The organism is Caballeronia mineralivorans PML1(12) (genome assembly GCF_001028175.1).
Lineage (GTDB): Bacteria > Pseudomonadota > Gammaproteobacteria > Burkholderiales > Burkholderiaceae > Caballeronia > Caballeronia mineralivorans.
Genome location: NZ_AEJF01000171.1, coordinates 21,352 through 38,699 on the forward strand (window position 1 = coordinate 21,352; position 17,348 = coordinate 38,699).

Below are 17,348 nucleotides of genomic sequence, written 5' to 3' on the forward strand. Positions count from 1 at the left end.
AAACGCCGGCATTGGCGGGCCGGCGTTTTTTATCGAAGACCAGGAGGATCTATCGCGATGCAGTCTGCGTCTGGCTAACGTTACGATCATTCCAGACCACCGCGTTATTAACGGCATACAGCCTGCAGGGATCGCTACTCTGCTTCTGACAACCCGACAACGCTACCGATATCGGGTCATCGCCCCCTTCCGCCCACGACCACGCACCCGAATCCGATACCGCAAACGCGCGGCTCGAATACTGGTGCAGGAAGTTTTGGTAACCCTCACGGCCCCTTTCATCGAGGAAAGGCACCGCAGTCACGGTATCCACGCTCGCATAACCCGTCGGTGTCGGCGCTTGCGGCACTGAAACTTGATACTGCCGATCCGTCGGCATGCCGATATCGGCCAGGAACGTCTTCACGCGCGGCCACCAGATCGCCACACCATCGCGATCTCCAACCAGCCGATGCGCATCGTTCTTATACGCGCCGAAGTTGATCATGTCGGCCTTCGCGCCGTGCGCGCTGTAAGACGCGAACATTTCGTCGGGAAGGTTGCCCTCCCAGACGGAGTCGTTGCTGCCATACATCCACAGCGACGGCAATTTCACATGCTCGCCGTATTCGCCGAATGCACTCGTCAGGTTTTTCTGCCAGCCGGGACATTCGTCCTGCCGCAGGCCACCGGAGAAATTGATCAGGCCACGTACGCCCTTGGCCTCCTGCACGTCGCGAGCGCCGTACGCCATGGTGACGAGGCCGCCATGCGAAGCGCCCGCCACCACCACATGCTTGGTGTCGACGAACGGTTGCTTCTCCATGTAAGCCACCGTGGCCGCCACGTCGCGCGCCTGCGAAAAACCGTTAGCTTCGACATTGCAACCGTTGCCGGCGTACTCGCCGCCCGATTCCGCAAAGCCGCGGCGATTCGGCACGACGACCACATAACCGTGACGCACGAATTCGCGGGCAAACGCGAGCGGACGCGCGCGCGGCTGCTCATGCGCGTTGCCGGGGAGCTTGCCGTGATTGAAGACGATCATCGGGAACGGACCCGCGCCGTCAGGTTTGAAGATCGTGGTTTCGAGCGTGACGTCGCCAGAAGGGATTTGAATGACAGACTCGTTGAGGCTGGCATCGACGACGGGAAGCGAGGGATCGACCACCGGCTGCACCGTGCCGAAGGCGGGCGCATCGAGCTTCGCGTACTGTTGCGCACCCGGGAACGGCTCTGCAAGCGCCGAGGCGGACACCGCCGCGAGCGCACACACCATTACACAACCTGACAACACTTGCCGAAATGCCATCCCCGAAACTCCACCCACTTCTCGACCCGGCTGATTTGCAAAAAGCGCGAGCCAGCTTATTGTCACGATCCATCGATCCGCGCGTTCGTACCTTTAACTCAGTATCGCTTGGCGGATCGTCAAGTCATGCCCCGAATAGGCACGACAATGGGCTTCAATACGCAACACCGACGCGCTGGCTGATATTTGGCTTATGAAACAATGGCTTAATATCATTCGCCAGCGACTGGCGAAAAGCTAGGGTACCCGGACAAAAAGAACTGGCGCAATTAGAAAGTACCCGCGAGGCACACTAATTTCTGGCGAAAGGAGACGTTAAGGAAATTATTGCCGTCGATGCAGCCAGATCCGTCGCTGCGACGTTTCAATCGCGAAGATCACCGTCGACATAACGCCACCGGCCGTCGGCATCGCGTTCGAACCGGCTCGTCTCATGTAGCCGGAACGCGCGGCCGCCGAGCTTGTATCGTGCGACGAATTCAACCTCGGCGTGATCGGCGTCTACCGGCGTGTGGCTTTTTATCTGCAGGCCGAGCCAGCGGGTGGCGGGATCGGCGGAGGTTTCCAGATCGCGAGGGCAGGTGCGCTCGGCCCAGGTCGCGCGCAAGTACGTCGTGTTGCCAAGCACGTAGGCGGTGTAGCGCGAGCGCATCAGTTCCATGGCGTTGCCGGCCGCCACAGCGCCTTCTATGAAACGTCCGCAACACTCCGCGTAATCAGGCGGGCGTTTAACGTGAGCGTCGCCCGATCCCGGCGACGCTCCGCCGCACGGGCATGGCACGGCTTGCTTCATGCGTCCACGCTCGGCATCTCGATGTGACGCGGTTGCGCTTTCACGCGCGCAAGCCACGCGCGAATGGCGGGATATCGCCCGAGGTCGAGGTTCGCTTCATCGGCAACATGGGTGTACGCGTACAACGCAATGTCGGCGATAGTGTATTGCTCATCGACGAAATACGTCCGCGTCGCGAGATGCATTTCCATCACGTCGAGCGCGCGGTACGAACCGGCGGTTTTCTCGGGCAAGCGAGGATCGTCTGGATGTTTGACGAACTGAAGAATGAAGCGCGCAACCGCAACGTTGGGCTCGTGGCTGTATTGCTCGAAGAACATCCATTGCAGGACGCGCGCTCGCGAAAGACGGTCCGTGGGCAGCAATGGCGTGCCTTCGGCGAGGTAATAGAGGATCGCATCCGATTCGAACAGGCACGTGTGCTCATCGATTTGCAGAACCGGCACCTTGCCGTTCGGATTCAACTGACGAAACGCCTCGGTGCGCGTGGCGCCGTTCATCATGTCCACTTCGTGCCAGACATACGGCCGGTTGAGTTGTTCGAGCGCGAGCCGGACCTTGTAGCAATTCCCCGACGACGCCATGCCATGCACTTGATACGCCACTTCATGTCCTCGCTTGATTGGTTGAAACGTTCACTTGGAAAAGCGCACCCACTCACCACGCGAGCGGCGTGCCGTCGTATTGCACGAACCTGCCGTTGAATTTCTGGGGGTCCGCAGCCGCCGCCGCAATCACTGCGCGCATGCCGGAAATGCTGTGCGCCGGATCGATCGCCGCCGACGACCCGCCCATTTCGGTGCGCACCCATCCCGGATGCAACGCGATGCAAGTCGAGCCGCGCGCTTCGAGCGACGTCGCCTTCAACGCCGCATTCACTGCGGCCTTGCTCGCGCGATACAGCCAGCCCGCTGTCCCGTTCATCTCCGCGATACCGCCCATCTTGCTCGATAGCACCGCGAGCACGCCATGGGCGGCGTCGGTGAGGGGGAGCAGGATTGGCATCAGTTGCATCGGGCCGCGGACGTTGGTGTGCATGACCTGATCGAAATCCTCCGGCAGGACCGTCTCCACGTGTTCCGTGCGCGGGCCATAAACGCCCGACACGATAATCGCGACATCCAGCTTCTCACCGTCGAGTTGCCAGCCGAGCGCGGCGATCTGCTCGGGTTGCGTTGTGTCGAGCGAGAAGGTTTTTGCGCCCATCGCGCCAAGCGCTTCCAGCGACGCTGCATCGCGCGCGGTGGCGAGCACGCGCCAGCCGTCGCGACAATACCCTCGCGCGAATTCGTGGCCGAGTCCGCGCGAGGCGCCCACGATCAATACGGTTTTCATATCGTTCTCCCGACCTCCAGGTCTAAACCAGTTCGATACCCATCGCCGTCGCTTCCCCGCCGCCGATGCACAAGCTCGCCACGCCGCGCTTCAATCCACGCTGGCGCAGTGCGCCGATCAGCGTAACGAGAATCCGCGCGCCCGATGCGCCGATCGGATGACCCAGCGCGCACGCGCCGCCGTTGACGTTGACCTTGTCGTGGGGCAAGTCGTGTTCCCGCATCGCGGCCATGGCGACGACGGCGAACGCTTCGTTGATCTCGAACAGATCGACTTCGTTCGCACGCCAGCCGTTCTTTTCAAGCAGCTTGCGGATCGCGCCGACGGGCGCAGTGGTGAACAACGCGGGTTCTTGCGCGAACGTGCTGTGTCCAACCACGCGCGCCAACGGCGTCACGCGGAGCCGCTTTGCAGTGGATGCCCGCATCATCACGAGCGCGGCGGCGCCATCGGATATGGAAGATGCGTTCGCCGCCGTTACCGTGCCGTCTTTCGCAAACGCGGGCTTGAGCGTAGAAATCTTCTCGATGTTTGCCTTGAACGGCTGCTCGTCATGATCGATAACGGTATCGCCCTTGCGTCCCGCCACCGTCACCGGCGCGATTTCCCAGTCGAACGAGCCGTCTTCGTTCGCCCGTTTCGCGCGCGTGAGCGACTCCACGGCAAACGCATCCTGCGCCTCCCGCGAGAACTTGTACGCCCCCGCGCATTGCTCTGCGAACGCGCCCATCAGGCGGCCTTTTTCATACGCATCTTCGAGGCCATCGAGGAACATGTGATCGAGCACCTGGCCGTGGCCCATGCGCATGCCGCCACGCGCTTTCGGCAACAGATACGGCGCGTTCGTCATACTTTCCATCCCGCCGGCCACGATCACATCCGCTGAGCCGGCCAGCAACATGTCGTGAGCGAACATGGCGGCGCGCATGCCGGAGCCGCACATCTTGTTGACCGTGGTGCTGCCGGTGGACAACGGCAGGCCCGCGCCGAGCGCGGCTTGCCGTGCAGGCGCCTGACCGAGTCCCGCAGGCAGCACGCAACCCATCACGGCTTCTTCGATCTGCTCGGGTTTAAGCCCTGCACGTTCGACGGCGGCGCGGATCGCGACCGCGCCGAGTTGCGGCGCCGTCACGCCGGCGAAATCGCCTTGAAAAGCGGCCATCGGCGTACGCGCAGCCGATACGATTACCACGGGGTCATCTGCAAAATCAGTCATGTTTCAGCTCCTTGATAACACCTTCCACGATAGCGGGGACATCGCCCAGACGCGCTGCATCGGCGGCGAGCACGTCGTTCTCCGAGGAATGGGCACCACCGCGCGCCAGCGCCGCGATGCATCGTTGGTAAGCAGGCTCGACTTGGTCGGTGTCGCTGATCATCATGCCCATGTTGCGCACCCGGCCGTCGTGCACGCCGTAGGTCCAGCCATGCACGGTGATCTCCTGGCCACGCGCCCAAGCGTCTTTCAGGATGGTCGTATGGCATACGTTCACCGTCTGTTCGATGGTGTTCAGCTCCACCAGCCGACGATTCCGCGCAACGCCCATCGGCCATTCATCGAGTAGCGCGGAGTGTTTATCGCGCACGTCTTCCACGTGACGCAGCCAGTTATCGGCGAGGCCCACGCGCCGACCCACAAGCGCCGCGCCCACGCCGGAACAGCCGTAGTGCCCGACCACCATGATGTGCTTCACCTTCAGCAAGTCGACGGCGAACTGGATCACGGACAGGCAGTTGAGGTCCGAGTGAACGACCACGTTTGCGATGTTCCTGTGCACGAACACCTCACCCGGCGGCAAACCGATGATCTGATTCGCCGGCACGCGTGAGTCGGAGCAGCCGATCCACAGATACTCCGGCGCTTGCTGATGCGCGAGGCGGGAGAAATATTCGGCGTCTTCCGAGAGCTTGCGCTCGACCCACGCGAGGTTGTTGTCGAACAGGTGCGAGAGCGGATTGTTGTCGGGGCTTTCAGGGTTGTCGATGTTGGGCATGGCATTCAGTGCGGATAGGTTTCATGCGGCGCGTGCTGCAAGTGCGCCGTCCAGAAAACGTTCGGGATAACGAACGCAAAAACGGACGCTGCGTTCGTACGGGAAGAAGTCGGCGAGCTCGCCGTTGAGGATCTGTTCCTTGTGCTTTTGCCAGAGAGCGGGATCGAAGAAATCGGCGTGATGTTTCATGAATACGTCGCGCACGCGCGGGTCGCCGAGCAGGAAGGTGTCGTAGGTTTCCGGGAAGATATCGTGTGGCCCGATGGCATACCACGGCTCGCCCGACATCTCCTCTTCCTCGGTGCGCGCTTGCGGCACTTTGCGCACGTTGCAATCGGTCAGGTATTCGATCTCGTCGTAGTCGTAGAACACCACGCGGCCGTGGCGCGTTACGCCGAAGTTTTTGTACAGCATGTCGCCGGGAAAGATGTTCGCCTGGATCAGCTCCTTGATTGCGTCGCCGTATTCCTTGATGCCGTGCTCGATCTCCGTCAGCGTGCCGTTCTGCAGATACAGGTTCAGCGGCGTCATGCGGCGCTCGATGTACAGATGCCTGATCACGAGGTTATCGCCTTCGTATTCGAGCATCGAAGGGACTTCTTTCGTCAGCTCACGCAGCAAGGCATCGTCGAGACGGGACAGCGGTAATGCGACGCTCGAATACTCGAGCGTATCGGCCATGCGCCCAAGGCGATCATGGCGTTTGACCAGCTGATACTTGTCCTGGATCTTCTTGCGCGTGGTTTCCTTCGGTGGCGGGAAGTTGTCCTTGATGAGCTTGAACACGTACGGAAACGACGGCAGCGTGAACACCAGCATCACCATGCCCTTGATGCCGGGGGCGATGACGAACTTATCGCTGGAATGCGAAAGGTGATGCAGTAAGTCGCGATAAAACAGGTTCTTGCCCTGCTTCTGCAATCCCACCGATGTATAGATTTCCGCCTTCGGTTTGCCCGGCATGATGGTGCGCAAGAACTGCACATACGCCGACGGCACTTCCATATCCACGAGGAAGTATGAATGCGAGAAGCTGAAGATGATCAGCAGTTGTTCGCGTTGCAAGAGGACCGTGTCGAGTGCAAGCAAGCCGGGTTGCGCATGGCGCACGGGCACGGCGAACGGCAGTATCAAATCGCCGTTGATGATCCGGCCCACGATGTACGCCGCTTTGTTGCGAAAGAACAGCGACGACAGCACGTGGATCTGGAAATTCGGCGCGGCTTTGAACTCGCCGAAGGCTTCGGTGATGGCTTGCATCACGCATTGAACATCGCGCGGCAGATCTTCGAACGGCGGCTCCAACTGAAAGTTCGTCACAATCCGTTCGAGCGTCGCGGCGAGGCCATCCTTGCTCGGGTAATACGCGCGATACGTCGGCTTGGCCGCAGGTTCGTCGTTCTCGATGTACTCCGTCGAAATAGCCGGCCGCACGAAAATGAAGTCGTTGTTGAAGTACGAGCGATGCAGGATCTTGCAGCACACGGAGTTGAAGAACGTCTCCGCGCACTCGGGTTGCCGATGCGCCGTCAGCAAGCCGATGTAATGCAGCTTGATCTGCTGCCAGATTTCATCGTCTATGTTCTCGGCGTCGTACTCGTCCTCCAGACGCGTCACGCACTCCTCCACGCGATCGTCGTACGACGTGATGCGTTCCCGCGCCAGCCGCTGCAACGCGTGCCAGTCTCCGGCTTCGAATAGCCCCTTCGCCGCGATGGCTGCATCGCGAAACACGCGATAGTGACGGTCGAAGCCTTCGAGCAGCGTTTCCGCGACATCGAAGCCAATCTGCGACGACAGCAACTTGGGAAAGTGATTCATATCGACCCTGCACTTCGTGTGGTGTCGTGTGAGGTTAGGGCTTCAACCCGGCCCATATTGTATCGCCGGCGGTTTTCGGTTCCTGGGCGGCAGCCGTTCTCGCACGCCGCGAGCTTTGCGGGCTCAAGTCACCTTCGCGCTTTTCTCCGTTGCCGCGGTCGCCTTGCGCAGGCGTTTTTCAGCGTTGGCTGAAAGCAGCGCACGGCCTTGCGCTTCATAGGCGGCGAGCTCGCCAAGCGTTGCGTTCAGGTCCTCCAGTTGCCGCTCCAGCACTGCGCGATGCGCCGCGATGGTGTCCAGGAACGCGTGCAACTGGGCGACCGTACCTGTGGGCGAATCGTAGAGATCGAGCAGCCTGCTCACCTCCTGCAGCGTGAACCCCAGCCGCTTGCCGCGCAGCGTCAGCTTGAGCCGCGTGCGGTCGCGCGCCGAATACACGCGACGCATGCCGTTCGTGCCTTCGCGCGCCGGTGCGAGCAACCCCTGGTTCTCGTAGAAGCGGATCGCGCGCGGCGTGATCTCGAATTCGCGTGCCAGTTCGGTGATTGTGTAGCGCGTGTCTGTCATTGAAATTACGAGGTTCTCAGCGCTTTTTTAAAGCCGACGTTAAAATACAGGTTAACGTTAGCGTCAACTTGGCGGCAATGCAACAACCGACAACCCGGAGACCGTACCCGCATGAACCCGCTCGAACAGCAACTGGATTACGTTTTCGCCGACCGTCTTCCCGAGACCGGCCACACGATGGAAGTCGCGCCCGGCGTGTTCTGGGTGCGCATGCCGCTGCCGTTCGCGCTCGATCACATCAATCTCTGGGTCATGCGTGACGAGATCGACGGCGTGGCGGGCTGGACGATCGTGGACTGCGGTATTTCAGACGACACCATCCGCGCGAACTGGGAGCACACGTTCGACACCTTGCTCGACGGCTTGCCGGTGCTGCGGGTGATCGTCACGCACTGCCATCCGGATCACCTCGGCCTTGCGGACTGGATCTGCAATGGCGGCGAGAAGAAACGGTGGGACCCGGTCCGCCTCTGGATGTCGCTTGGCGAGTACACGATGGGCCGGGTGATGTCCGCCGGGGACGGCTCCGACGCAGGCGGCGAACGTGCGGCGCGGCACTTTGCGCGGCATGGCCTGACGGACCCGGCATCGCTTGAAGCGTTACGCAAACGCGATACGTATTACCCGAAGCTCGTGCCGTCCATCCCGCCGTTTTATCGGCGTATGCGGGATGGGGACACGGTGAAGATCGGTGGCCGTGAGTGGGAAGTGGTGACGGGTTTCGGCCATTCTCCCGAACATTGCGCGTTCTTCTGCGCGGAGACCAAGGTGCTGATTTCCGGCGATATGGTGCTGCCGCGTATATCCACTAATGTCTCGGTGTTTGCTGTCGAACCGGAGGGCAATCCGCTCGCGCTGTTCCTCGATTCGCTGGGCCGCTACGAATCCCTTCCCGCCGATACGCTCGTGCTCCCTTCACATGGCAAGCCGTTTCGCGGCATGCATACGCGCATCGGGCAGCTTCGGGATCATCACGCGGCGCGGCTGCAGGAAGTGCGCGAAGCATGCGCGGTCAAACCGCAAAGCGCCGCCGATATCGTCCCGCTCATGTTCAAGCGTCCGCTCGATGTGCATCAGATGACGTTCGCGCTCGGTGAAGCGTTGGCCCATTTGCACATGCTCTGGCTGCAGGGCGAACTCGTGCGTCATACCAACGATGAAGACGGCGTGATCCGCTTCGCTCCGAAGTAAAAAAAGCCGGGCGTTTGCGCGCCCGGCTTCGCTGAACTGCAGCGTCGGCTGCAGGGTGACTACTGCACTGCGACGGTCGTGAAGTTCTGCCTTCCGAACGGACTCACGCGATATCCGCTGACATTACTCCGTGTGAGCGCCGCGGCCGTCGGATAAGCGAGCGGAATCCACAGCGCCTGCTCGTGAATAATCTGCTGGGCTTCCGTATAAGCCTTGGTCCGCTTGTTCGTATCGGCGGTTGCCTTGCCTTCGTCGATCAACCGGTCCAGCGTCGGGTCGCAGAAACGCGCGAAGTTGATGCCCGAACGCACTGCGGCGCAGCTAAATAGCGGCGACAGATAGTTATCCGGATCGCCGTTATCGCCCGCCCAGCCCATGAACAACATGTCGTGCTGACCCTGCTTCGCTTCCTTGATCAGCTCGCCCCATTCAATCACCTTCACCTGCGCCTTCACGCCGATCTTTGCCAGGTCCGCTTGCAGCAACTCGGCGCCCGCCTTCGGATTCGGGTTCAGCACGCTGCCGTTCGGACGCACCCAGATGGTGGTGTCGAAGCCATTCGGGAAGCCTGCATCGGCGAGAAGTTTCTTCGCGCGATCGACCGAGTACGGATACGGCGATACCTGCTTGTCATAGCTCCACGTATTCGGCGGGAACGGATTCACAGCCGGGGTCGCCGTGTTTTCGAAGACGGTCTTCAGGTAAGTCGTACGATCGAAGGCAATGTTCAACGCCTGGCGCACCTTGGGGTTATCGAGCGGCTTCTTCTGCGTGTTCAACGCGACGAACGCCGTCATGAACGCCGGTGTTTCGACCACTTTCAGCGACCCGTCTTTCTTCGCGTCGAGCACGTCCTGCGGTTTCGGCGACAACGCGATCTGGCATTCACCCGCCTTGATTTTCTGTGCGCGCACTGCAGCGTCGGGCGTGATGGCGTAGATCAGCCGGTCCACTTTAGGCTTCGCTCCCCAGTACGTCGGGTTGACGTCGTAACGGATCACGGCGTCCTTCGTGTAGCTCTTCAACACGAACGGGCCGGTACCGATTGGCTTCGCGTTCAGGTCGGTTTCTCGGCCGGCTTTGAGCAACTGGTCGGCGTATTCGGCCGAATAAATCGATGCAAAGCCCATCGTCAGGATGGGAACGAAGGTCGCGTTCGGCGTGTTGAGCTCGAACTTGACGGTGTTGTCGTCGACCTTCGATACGGACTTGATCAGCTTGATCAGGCCCATGGACTGCGCGTGCGGAAAGCCGCTTGCGCCCGCGATCTTGTGCCACGGGTTGCTGTCGGAGAGCATGCGGTCGAATGAAAACACCACGTCGTCGGCGCTCAGTTTTCTCGATGGCGTGAAGTAGTCCGTGGTCTGGAACGCCACGTCCGGCCGCAGATGAAACGTGTAGGTCAGGCCGTCGGGGCTGACGTCCCACTTCTCCGCCAGCGCGGGCGTGACCTTCTTTGCGACTTCATCGTAGGAGACCAGCGTATTGAAGATCACATCTGCCGATGCGTTGGTCGTCACGAGCGAATTGAACTGCACGACGTCGAAGCCATCCGGACTCGATTCGGTACACACAGTGAGCGGTTTCGCCATCGCGAGCACCGGCGTGATGGCCAGTACGGCGGCTGCGAGCATTCTGAAGCGCATGGGATCTCCCGTTACGAACGTGGTCGTCAGTGTTAGTCAGTCAGACGTTTCTTGTTGCGGCGAGTGGTGCAGCGTGTTGCAGCGGTTGCGGCTTATTGTACGGTGCGCTTCGTCGGATGCGTCAGCGCAACGAAAGGACGTCCGGTGCCGTAGCTCATGGACGTAGCTTACTGAACCGTTATTTCCGCTACAACGACCGATTCGGGATATCCATATGGGCCGTGGCCGGTTTTTTGCGTGCGCCGGCGGGTGGTTGCCTATTCCGCGGACGCACGCTAAACTCGTGGCCGTCTTTGGGGAGTAGCCTTTCTTCCGCAATGGGAGGAGGACGCGTCAACATACTCGGCTTGTCAGCCGTGGCGCGTTCGACCGGTCAGGTTTGGCGAGACCATGGGTGCATCTTGTCGTTCACGGTCGGACGGCGCGGGATTGCATCCTGGTTTGCTGACGTCCGACCGTGAAATCATCGTGTCTCCAAAACAAAAACACCCCAGGCTTGCCCCAAGCCCCACTCTGCGTTCGTCGGTTTCGCTGCCGCTGTCCTGCCATTTCCATTGCGTCGCTTTCGTGCAGGTTTTATTGCGGGGTGTCGCATGACGATGCTCTTCCTGCAACTCGCGCTGATGCTCCTGGTGATCCTGGCGGCATCGGAGCTGTTCACCAACGCGCTCGAACATCTCGGCGAAAAGCTAGGCATCTCCGAAGGAGTCACGGGTTCGCTGTTTGCCGCTATCGGCACGGCGCTGCCGGAGACCACCGTGCCGATCATCGCGCTGATGGGCGGCACGGCCAGCCGCGCGGTGAACGAGGAAATCGGCGTGGGCGCGATTCTCGGCGCACCGCTGATGCTCGCAACCTTGTCCACGTGCCTGATGGCCGTCGCCGTGCTCAAGACGCGCGGCTTCAAGGGTATCGTCGCGCCGGAACATAGCGGCTTTACGCGCGATCTTAACTACTTCCTCTGTGCTTTCCTGATCGCGGCGGGCGCCATGTTCGTGCCGCATCACGCATGGGAAGTGCGCGCGCTATTCGCCGTGGGGCTGGTCGGCGTGTATGTCACGTATGTGGTGTCGACGTTCCGTGCGTCCGCCGGTCTTGTCGAAAAGGGCCACGGCACCGAAGCGCCCGAGCGGCTGCTCATCTCGCGCTTTGGCTTGCCGAGCTCGCTCGCGACCATCGTCTTGCAGATGTTGCTGGGCGTGGCGCTGCTGGTTGGCGGTGCGAAGGGGTTTATCGCCGGCGTGGAAGGGGTCTCGCATGTGCTGGGGATATCGGCGCTGCTGCTCTCGCTGATCATTATTCCCATTGCGACCGAACTGCCCGAGAAGGTCAACAGCATCATCTGGGTGCGGCGCGGCAAGGATACGCTCGCATTTGGCAACATCACCGGCGCGATGGTGTTCCAGGGCACGCTGCTGCCGGGTATCGGCATCATGCTGACGCCGTGGGAGCCGCGGGTGGAAGTGCTGACGGGCGTCTTCATCACGCTCGCGGCGGCCGCGTGGCTGCGGTTCAACGCGAAGAAGAGCGGGGTCGTGCTGTGGGCGCTGCTGGTGAACGGCGGGCTTTATGCGCTGTATCTGGTATTGACGCTAGGACGTTAGAGCGGCCGAAAGCCCATAAGAAAACACTCTGGATTTGAACCGGCCCCGCACAGGTTCCCGGGGTGTTGCCGCGGCCATTGCGCGGATGGACTACGCGCTCACGCAGTGTTGTTGCCGGTTCTTCAGGGTCAGCCGGCGCACCGCCTCCTGCGTCAGTCAGAACTTGGCGGCCTGGTGATACTTGTTGGCCGCCTGAACCTTGTTCATCGCCGAACTGTATTCGCTCTGCAATTCTGTTTGCGTGGTTTTTGCGTCGGCGGCAATGGCTGCGTCGATTGCCTGGATCCTGTTGATCACTTCCATGGCGGTGTCGTCCTGTTCCGGCGTCAACTGCATGAAAAGCGGCGTGCGCTCTTCAGTCAGGCGCGCGGCTTCCTGCCAGTCAGCCATGGCTGCCGCGTGCTGGATCGCGAGCGTCAGCTCGAGCAGGCGGTCGATCAGGCTGTTCTGTTCCATGTCGATTTATCCTTGCTCCATCAGCTGTTGTTGGCCGATGCCAGCGCGCCTGCGCTATTGGTGCCGCCGAACAACTGCGTCAGGTACTGGGAGTTGTTGTTCATCGTCGCCATCAGCGTATTGAGTGCTGTGAACTGCGCCTGGTACTGGCTCGTGAGCTGCTTCGTGTAGGTCGCAAGCGTGGCTTGCTGCGTCGTGATGCTCTTGAGGTCGGCGTTCACCGCACTCTGGCTGTTCGAAACCAAGCCGCCCGCGCTCAGGAACGAGTTCAGGCTGGTCGTCATCTGCGCTGCCACGCCGGTCGTCGAATTGAATAGGGCCGAAACCCCCGACGGGTTGCTTTGGAGCGCAGCGGCGAGCTTGGTGCTATCCAGCACAAGTGAGCCGGCTGGCTGCGTCGCGGAGGCTTGTCCCTGCAGCGTGATCCCGATCGCTCCCAGGGAGATCGTTGAACTGCCGTTCTTCACGCCGCTGCCGATAATGCCCGCCAGCGTGTTCTGGATGGTGTTAAGCATCGGGTCGGCGGACAGCACGCCGCCTTGCTTACTCGCTGCCTGCGAGTTGTCGTTGCCCACCTGGCCGTATGTGGTGACCAAGGTGTTATAGAGGGTAACGAAGCTGCTGATCGCGGTGGTGGCCGACGAGGTGTCCTGCGCCACGGTCACCGTCTGCGAGCCCCCTGTCGTGCTGATGGCCGCAGCGGTCAGGTTGAGCGTCATGCCCTGGATCGCGGTGGTCACCGAGTTGCTGGAACTCGTCCCAGCCGTCCCGTCGACAGTGAACATGGCGTCTTGCGCCGACGCGGATTGGGTCCACGGGTTCGTGGTCGACGCCGACACGATGGTCGATTTGGCCGAGCTGGTGGCGCCGGCAGTGGACGTCACGCCGAGGCTGGACAGGCCGGCATCGCTCGCGACGTTGCTCACCGACACATTGATCGTGTTCGAGGCGCCCGTGGCCGACGAGCGCAGCACCAGGTGCGCGCCGTCCGTGCCAGTCACGACCGTGGCCGTGACGCCGGGGTTGCTTGCCGACGCGTTGATCGCGCTGGCGATACCGCTCACCGTGTTGTTCGCCGACGTGATGTCGAGGCTCATCGACTTGCCGCCGACGGAGATGCTCATCGTGCCGGTGCCGAGTGCTGTCGTGGCGCCGAACGCCGCCGACGAAAGCGTCTGAGCGCTGGCAATTTGCGTGACCGCGACGGAATAGGAGCCGGCCGCCGCGGCGCTGCCGGCGGTCGCGGTCAGTCCGGTGCCGTCCGCGGTCGCGGTGAATTTGTCGAGGGCGGTGCCGTTGGACAGCGACGCGATGCCGGCCTGTAACGCCGACAGCGCCGCCTGCAATGCGCCGATTGCCGATAGTTTGGTGTTGTCGCTCGTTTGCTGCGCGCTCAGCGTGGCTGTCTGGCCAGCGACCTTTGCGTTAACGAGGCTTGTGACCAGCGATGAGACATCCAGCGACGAATTGCCCGTAGAACCGCTGATGATGGACTGCGCTGCAGCCGCTTCGGCTGCTGTTGCTGCTGCCGTGGTTTGGGCTGCTGTAGCTGCGGCCGTGGTAGCGGCGCTGGAAATCGTCGACATGGGGATGCTCCGTACGTCGGTTTTGCTTTCGAGCCTGAATGATAAACGTTTGTAAAACGCCTAGGGGAGGCAAGCCTCCCCGGGAAACACATTCGGCAGGCGCATGGTGCCATGCGCCTGCCGTTACTGCGCAAGACTATTACTGGAGCAGCTTCAGAACTTGCTGCGGGTTGGAGTTGGCTTGCGCCAGCACCGAGATACCCGCTTGTTGCAGAACTTGAGCCTTGCTCAGGTTAGCCGTTTCCTGCGCGAAGTTCGCGTCGGTGATTTGCGACTGAGCGCCCGACAAGTCGGTCGACTGCGCTTGCTGTGCCGAGGAGATCGACGTGAAACGGTTTTGAGCCGCACCCAGGGTTGCCTGGATGTTGTTCACCGTTGCGAGGGCGTTGTCGATTGCTTCCATCGCGGCGTTCGCGCCTGAGGTCGTGCTGACGTTCACTGCCGAGATTGCCGGCGGCGTGTTCAACGTGTTGGCAGTAGCGATACCAAAGTTACCCGCAACGGAGTTCACCGTGCCGAAACCGGTCGGAGCCGCTGCCTGGAGTGCGCCCGTCGTATTGAAGGCGATGGTCGAACCTGCACCTGCGGCACCCGGCGTGATCGTGAACAAGGCTGTAGAAGCTGCCGCGCTCAGCGCATTGCCGTTCTGGTCGGTGAACTTGAAGCCGCCGCTGCCATCGCCCAGCACATTGATCGACGTGATGGCTGCCGTGGTGCCGGCCGCGGCGGTCGCACCGTTACTCGCCAGGTTCACGCCGGTAATCGAACCCAGGCTCGCGTTGTTGGCCGCGTACGTGCCGGCGCCGGTTGCACCGTTGGTCGTGCTGAGCGTACCGAGCGCGGTCGCTGCCGCAGTTTGAGCCGTTGCCTGAACCGTTACGGCAAACGCGCCTGCGCCAACCAGCGTCAGCGGTGACGGCAGCGTGGTCGAGCCCGTCGTGTTCGCGCCGAACAGTGCCGTCGAAGCGGCGGTCGACAGTGCCTGGTTGTTCTGGTCGGTAAAGGTGAAGCCACCGTTGCCGTCTGCGAGCACATTGACCGTCGTGATGGCGGGGGTGGTGCCTGCCGCAGCAGCAGCGCCGGCGGAGGTCAGGCTAACGCCCGCGATCGAAGCGACCGTTGCACCCTTTTGCGGGATACCGCCGCCGAGCGAGGCTGCGGACAGGCTTTGCGTCAGGTTCAGGCCGATCGTTTGACCGACGTTCGCGCCGATCTGGAAGCTCACGTTACCTGCCGAACCATCCAGCACGTTCTTGCCGTTGTAGGTCGTTTGCGACGCTACGCGGTTCACTTCAGCAACTTGCTGCGCAACTTCTTGCTGCAGTGCTGCCTGGTCGCTTGCCGACAACGAGCCGCTCGATGCCTGAACAGCCAGCGTACGGATGGTTTGCAAGCTTGTCGTGATCTGAGCCAAACCGCTCGATGCCGTCTGGATCATCGAAACGCCGTCGTTCGAGTTCGAAACGCCTTGGTTCAAACCGTTGATCTGCGTTTGCATACGATTCGAGATCGCGAGGCCAGCGGCATCGTCTGCTGCGCTGTTGATACGCTTACCAGATGACAGGCGCGTGATGGCTTGCGACAGCGCGCTTCCTGACGTGTTCAGGTTTTGCTGGGCAACCAGCGAGTTGATATTGCTATTAATTCCGAGCATTTGGATCTCTCCTGAAAGAACTTAAAGGGCTGTTGGCTACTTACTGCACGGTCCTGTTGCCTGGCGGTTCCGAGCGTGGTAGCCGGCCGCCTACTTGGGTTAGCGGCTCATGAAAAAAAAACTTGAGGAATTAGGAAAGGATTTGTAGGGAGATTGCTGGCAGAGGGAATGGAGCTCGGCAAGCCGCCTGCGAGTAAGCGAATTCGCGGGTATTCTTTTTCGGGCAGTCATTACGTGTTTGCCCATAACAGCCAGGAGCAACCATGCAGCACCGTACTATCGGTAATTCGGACCTCAAGGTCGCGCCGCTTGTTTTCGGCGGTAATGTGTTCGGCTGGACCGCCGACGAACGCACGTCGTTCTCCCTGCTCGACGCTTTCGTCGACCACGGCCTCAATTTCATCGATACTGCCGACGTCTATTCCCGCTGGGTCGACGGTCATCAGGGCGGTGAGTCGGAAACGATCATCGGCAAGTGGTTCAAGGAGAGCGGTAAGCGCGACAAGATCGTGCTGGCGACGAAAGTCGGCTTGCTGGGCACGCGCCCGGGGTTGTCGGCGGCGAATATCGAAGCTGCCGTCAACGACTCGCTCAAGCGCCTGAAGACGGATTACATCGACGTTTATTTCTCTCATCGCGACGACGACAAAACGCCGCTCCTGGACACGCTCGGTGCGTATCAGAAGCTGATCGCGGCGGGAAAGGTGCGCGTGATCGGCGCGTCGAACTACACCGGCGAGCGGCTGGAAGAAGCGCTGAAGGTATCGGCTAAGGAGGGCATTGCGGGTTATCAGATACTTCAGCCCGAATACAATCTTTATGATCGCGCCGATTATGAGAGCGATCTGGAGCCGGTTGTTAAAGCGCACAAGGTATCGGTCGTGCCGTATTACAGCCTGGCGAGCGGTTTCCTGAGCGGAAAATACCGCTCCAAAGCCGATATTGAGGGCCGTGCACGGGGCGCAAAGGTCGCGGGTTATCTGAACGACCGGGGCTTGAAGATTGTCGATGCGCTTGTGAAAGTGGCAGAACGCCACGACACGGAACCGGCCGCCATCGCGCTCGCGTGGCTGATCGCACGCCCAGGCATAACGGCGCCGATCGCGAGTGCCACATCGGTCAAACAACTCGAAAGCCTTGCTCATGCGACCCGCATTACCCTGGCGCCCGAGGATGTCGCAATCCTGGACGAAGCCAGCGATCTGACCTGAAATCGGCAAAAAGCACGTATCATCATGGGGTTGCAGCCCCGTAAACAGGTGTTGCGGGGTTGGCGACCGTGCGGCGATCTGATAACATCTCGCCCGAATCGAGATTTTTGCCCGATGGCGCCGCTATTTTTACGCGACGCCGGGCGGCCCGAAGTGCGCTGTTCCGTTTCTTACAGACTGCGCATGCCGTGATCGGCGG

The 17,348-nt window shown here is 61.0% G+C and carries 15 protein-coding genes and 1 riboswitch; of the genes, 3 read left to right on the forward strand and 12 right to left on the reverse strand.

Annotation, left to right across the window (positions count from 1 at the left end):
* Nucleotides 1-49 precede the first annotated feature (49 nt).
* The 8 genes from EOS_RS28130 to EOS_RS28165 form a co-directional block, all read right to left on the reverse strand.
* Complete coding sequence (locus EOS_RS28130) at nucleotides 50-1,291, reverse strand: dienelactone hydrolase family protein (protein ID WP_047895466.1); 1,242 nt, start codon at nucleotides 1,289-1,291, stop codon at nucleotides 50-52.
* Nucleotides 1,292-1,655: 364 nt separating this feature from the next.
* Nucleotides 1,656-2,084 (reverse strand): YchJ family protein, encoded by a 429-nt coding sequence (locus tag EOS_RS28135; RefSeq protein WP_047895467.1) that lies wholly within the window; start codon nucleotides 2,082-2,084, stop codon nucleotides 1,656-1,658.
* Entirely contained in the window at nucleotides 2,081-2,689 is a 609-nt protein-coding gene (locus EOS_RS28140; RefSeq protein WP_047895468.1) for a glutathione S-transferase family protein, read from the reverse strand. The genes EOS_RS28135 and EOS_RS28140 overlap by 4 nt, the downstream gene beginning before the upstream one ends.
* Nucleotides 2,690-2,741: 52 nt before the next feature.
* Entirely contained in the window at nucleotides 2,742-3,419 is a 678-nt protein-coding gene (locus EOS_RS28145) for an SDR family oxidoreductase (RefSeq protein WP_047895469.1), read from the reverse strand.
* 22 nt (nucleotides 3,420-3,441) lie between these two features.
* Nucleotides 3,442-4,635, reverse strand: coding sequence for an acetyl-CoA C-acetyltransferase (locus EOS_RS28150; RefSeq protein WP_047895470.1), 1,194 nt, complete (start codon nucleotides 4,633-4,635; stop codon nucleotides 3,442-3,444).
* A complete protein-coding gene (can, locus tag EOS_RS28155) occupies nucleotides 4,628-5,413 on the reverse strand; it encodes a carbonate dehydratase (protein WP_047895471.1) in 786 nt (261 codons plus the stop codon). Before can ends, EOS_RS28150 begins: the two co-directional genes overlap by 8 nt.
* 21 nt (nucleotides 5,414-5,434) lie before the next feature.
* Complete coding sequence (gene aceK / locus EOS_RS28160) at nucleotides 5,435-7,234, reverse strand: bifunctional isocitrate dehydrogenase kinase/phosphatase (RefSeq protein ID WP_047895472.1); 1,800 nt, start codon at nucleotides 7,232-7,234, stop codon at nucleotides 5,435-5,437.
* Between the two features lie 123 nt (nucleotides 7,235-7,357).
* Complete coding sequence (locus EOS_RS28165) at nucleotides 7,358-7,801, reverse strand: MerR family transcriptional regulator (RefSeq protein WP_047895473.1); 444 nt, start codon at nucleotides 7,799-7,801, stop codon at nucleotides 7,358-7,360.
* A 111-nt stretch (nucleotides 7,802-7,912) separates the two neighbouring features.
* Here EOS_RS28165 and EOS_RS28170 point away from each other — a divergent pair, with 111 nt between their 5' ends.
* Nucleotides 7,913-8,992, forward strand: a complete 1,080-nt coding sequence (locus EOS_RS28170; protein ID WP_047895474.1) for an MBL fold metallo-hydrolase — start codon at nucleotides 7,913-7,915, stop codon at nucleotides 8,990-8,992.
* A 59-nt stretch (nucleotides 8,993-9,051) separates the two neighbouring features.
* On the opposite strand, the gene EOS_RS28175 is transcribed toward EOS_RS28170, so the two are convergent.
* Complete coding sequence (locus tag EOS_RS28175) at nucleotides 9,052-10,638, reverse strand: ABC transporter substrate-binding protein (RefSeq protein ID WP_047895475.1); 1,587 nt, start codon at nucleotides 10,636-10,638, stop codon at nucleotides 9,052-9,054.
* 279 nt (nucleotides 10,639-10,917) lie between these two features.
* A riboswitch (yybP-ykoY riboswitch) is annotated at nucleotides 10,918-11,095 on the forward strand.
* 136 nt (nucleotides 11,096-11,231) lie between these two features.
* Between EOS_RS28175 and EOS_RS28180 the strand changes: the two genes are divergently transcribed.
* Nucleotides 11,232-12,242 carry a sodium:calcium antiporter gene (locus tag EOS_RS28180; RefSeq protein WP_047895476.1) on the forward strand — a complete coding sequence of 337 codons (1,011 nt, stop codon included), beginning with the start codon at nucleotides 11,232-11,234 and terminating at the stop codon, nucleotides 12,240-12,242.
* Nucleotides 12,243-12,398: 156 nt separating this feature from the next.
* Here the strand turns inward: EOS_RS28180 and fliT are convergent, their stop codons facing one another.
* The 3 genes from fliT to EOS_RS28195 all read right to left on the reverse strand — a co-directional run bounded on the left by fliT (nucleotide 12,399) and on the right by EOS_RS28195 (nucleotide 15,938).
* The gene (gene fliT, locus EOS_RS28185) at nucleotides 12,399-12,698 is read right to left on the reverse strand and encodes a flagellar protein FliT (RefSeq protein ID WP_047895477.1); all 300 of its coding nucleotides are present in this window, start codon (nucleotides 12,696-12,698) and stop codon (nucleotides 12,399-12,401) included.
* Between the two features lie 20 nt (nucleotides 12,699-12,718).
* Nucleotides 12,719-14,284 carry a flagellar filament capping protein FliD gene (gene fliD / locus EOS_RS28190; protein ID WP_047895478.1) on the reverse strand — a complete coding sequence of 522 codons (1,566 nt, stop codon included), beginning with the start codon at nucleotides 14,282-14,284 and terminating at the stop codon, nucleotides 12,719-12,721.
* Between the two features lie 139 nt (nucleotides 14,285-14,423).
* A complete protein-coding gene (locus EOS_RS28195) occupies nucleotides 14,424-15,938 on the reverse strand; it encodes a flagellin N-terminal helical domain-containing protein (RefSeq protein ID WP_047895479.1) in 1,515 nt (504 codons plus the stop codon).
* A gap of 263 nt (nucleotides 15,939-16,201) precedes the next feature.
* Between EOS_RS28195 and EOS_RS28200 the strand changes: the two genes are divergently transcribed.
* Nucleotides 16,202-17,149 (forward strand): aldo/keto reductase, encoded by a 948-nt coding sequence (locus EOS_RS28200; RefSeq protein WP_047895480.1) that lies wholly within the window; start codon nucleotides 16,202-16,204, stop codon nucleotides 17,147-17,149.
* Nucleotides 17,150-17,348: the final 199 nt, after the last annotated feature.

Coding starts and splice junctions, on each gene's coding strand:
- EOS_RS28130 (WP_047895466.1), bottom strand. CDS start 1,291: ATGGCATTTCGGCAAGTGTTGTCAGGTTGTGTAATGGTGTGTGCGCTC.
- EOS_RS28135 (WP_047895467.1), bottom strand. CDS start 2,084: ATGAAGCAAGCCGTGCCATGCCCGTGCGGCGGAGCGTCGCCGGGATCG.
- EOS_RS28145 (WP_047895469.1), bottom strand. CDS start 3,419: ATGAAAACCGTATTGATCGTGGGCGCCTCGCGCGGACTCGGCCACGAA.
- EOS_RS28150 (WP_047895470.1), bottom strand. CDS start 4,635: ATGACTGATTTTGCAGATGACCCCGTGGTAATCGTATCGGCTGCGCGT.
- can (WP_047895471.1), bottom strand. CDS start 5,413: ATGCCCAACATCGACAACCCTGAAAGCCCCGACAACAATCCGCTCTCG.
- aceK (WP_047895472.1), bottom strand. CDS start 7,234: ATGAATCACTTTCCCAAGTTGCTGTCGTCGCAGATTGGCTTCGATGTC.
- EOS_RS28165 (WP_047895473.1), bottom strand. CDS start 7,801: ATGACAGACACGCGCTACACAATCACCGAACTGGCACGCGAATTCGAG.
- EOS_RS28170 (WP_047895474.1), top strand. CDS start 7,913: ATGAACCCGCTCGAACAGCAACTGGATTACGTTTTCGCCGACCGTCTT.
- EOS_RS28175 (WP_047895475.1), bottom strand. CDS start 10,638: ATGCGCTTCAGAATGCTCGCAGCCGCCGTACTGGCCATCACGCCGGTG.
- EOS_RS28180 (WP_047895476.1), top strand. CDS start 11,232: ATGACGATGCTCTTCCTGCAACTCGCGCTGATGCTCCTGGTGATCCTG.
- fliT (WP_047895477.1), bottom strand. CDS start 12,698: ATGGAACAGAACAGCCTGATCGACCGCCTGCTCGAGCTGACGCTCGCG.
- fliD (WP_047895478.1), bottom strand. CDS start 14,284: ATGTCGACGATTTCCAGCGCCGCTACCACGGCCGCAGCTACAGCAGCC.
- EOS_RS28195 (WP_047895479.1), bottom strand. CDS start 15,938: ATGCTCGGAATTAATAGCAATATCAACTCGCTGGTTGCCCAGCAAAAC.
- EOS_RS28200 (WP_047895480.1), top strand. CDS start 16,202: ATGCAGCACCGTACTATCGGTAATTCGGACCTCAAGGTCGCGCCGCTT.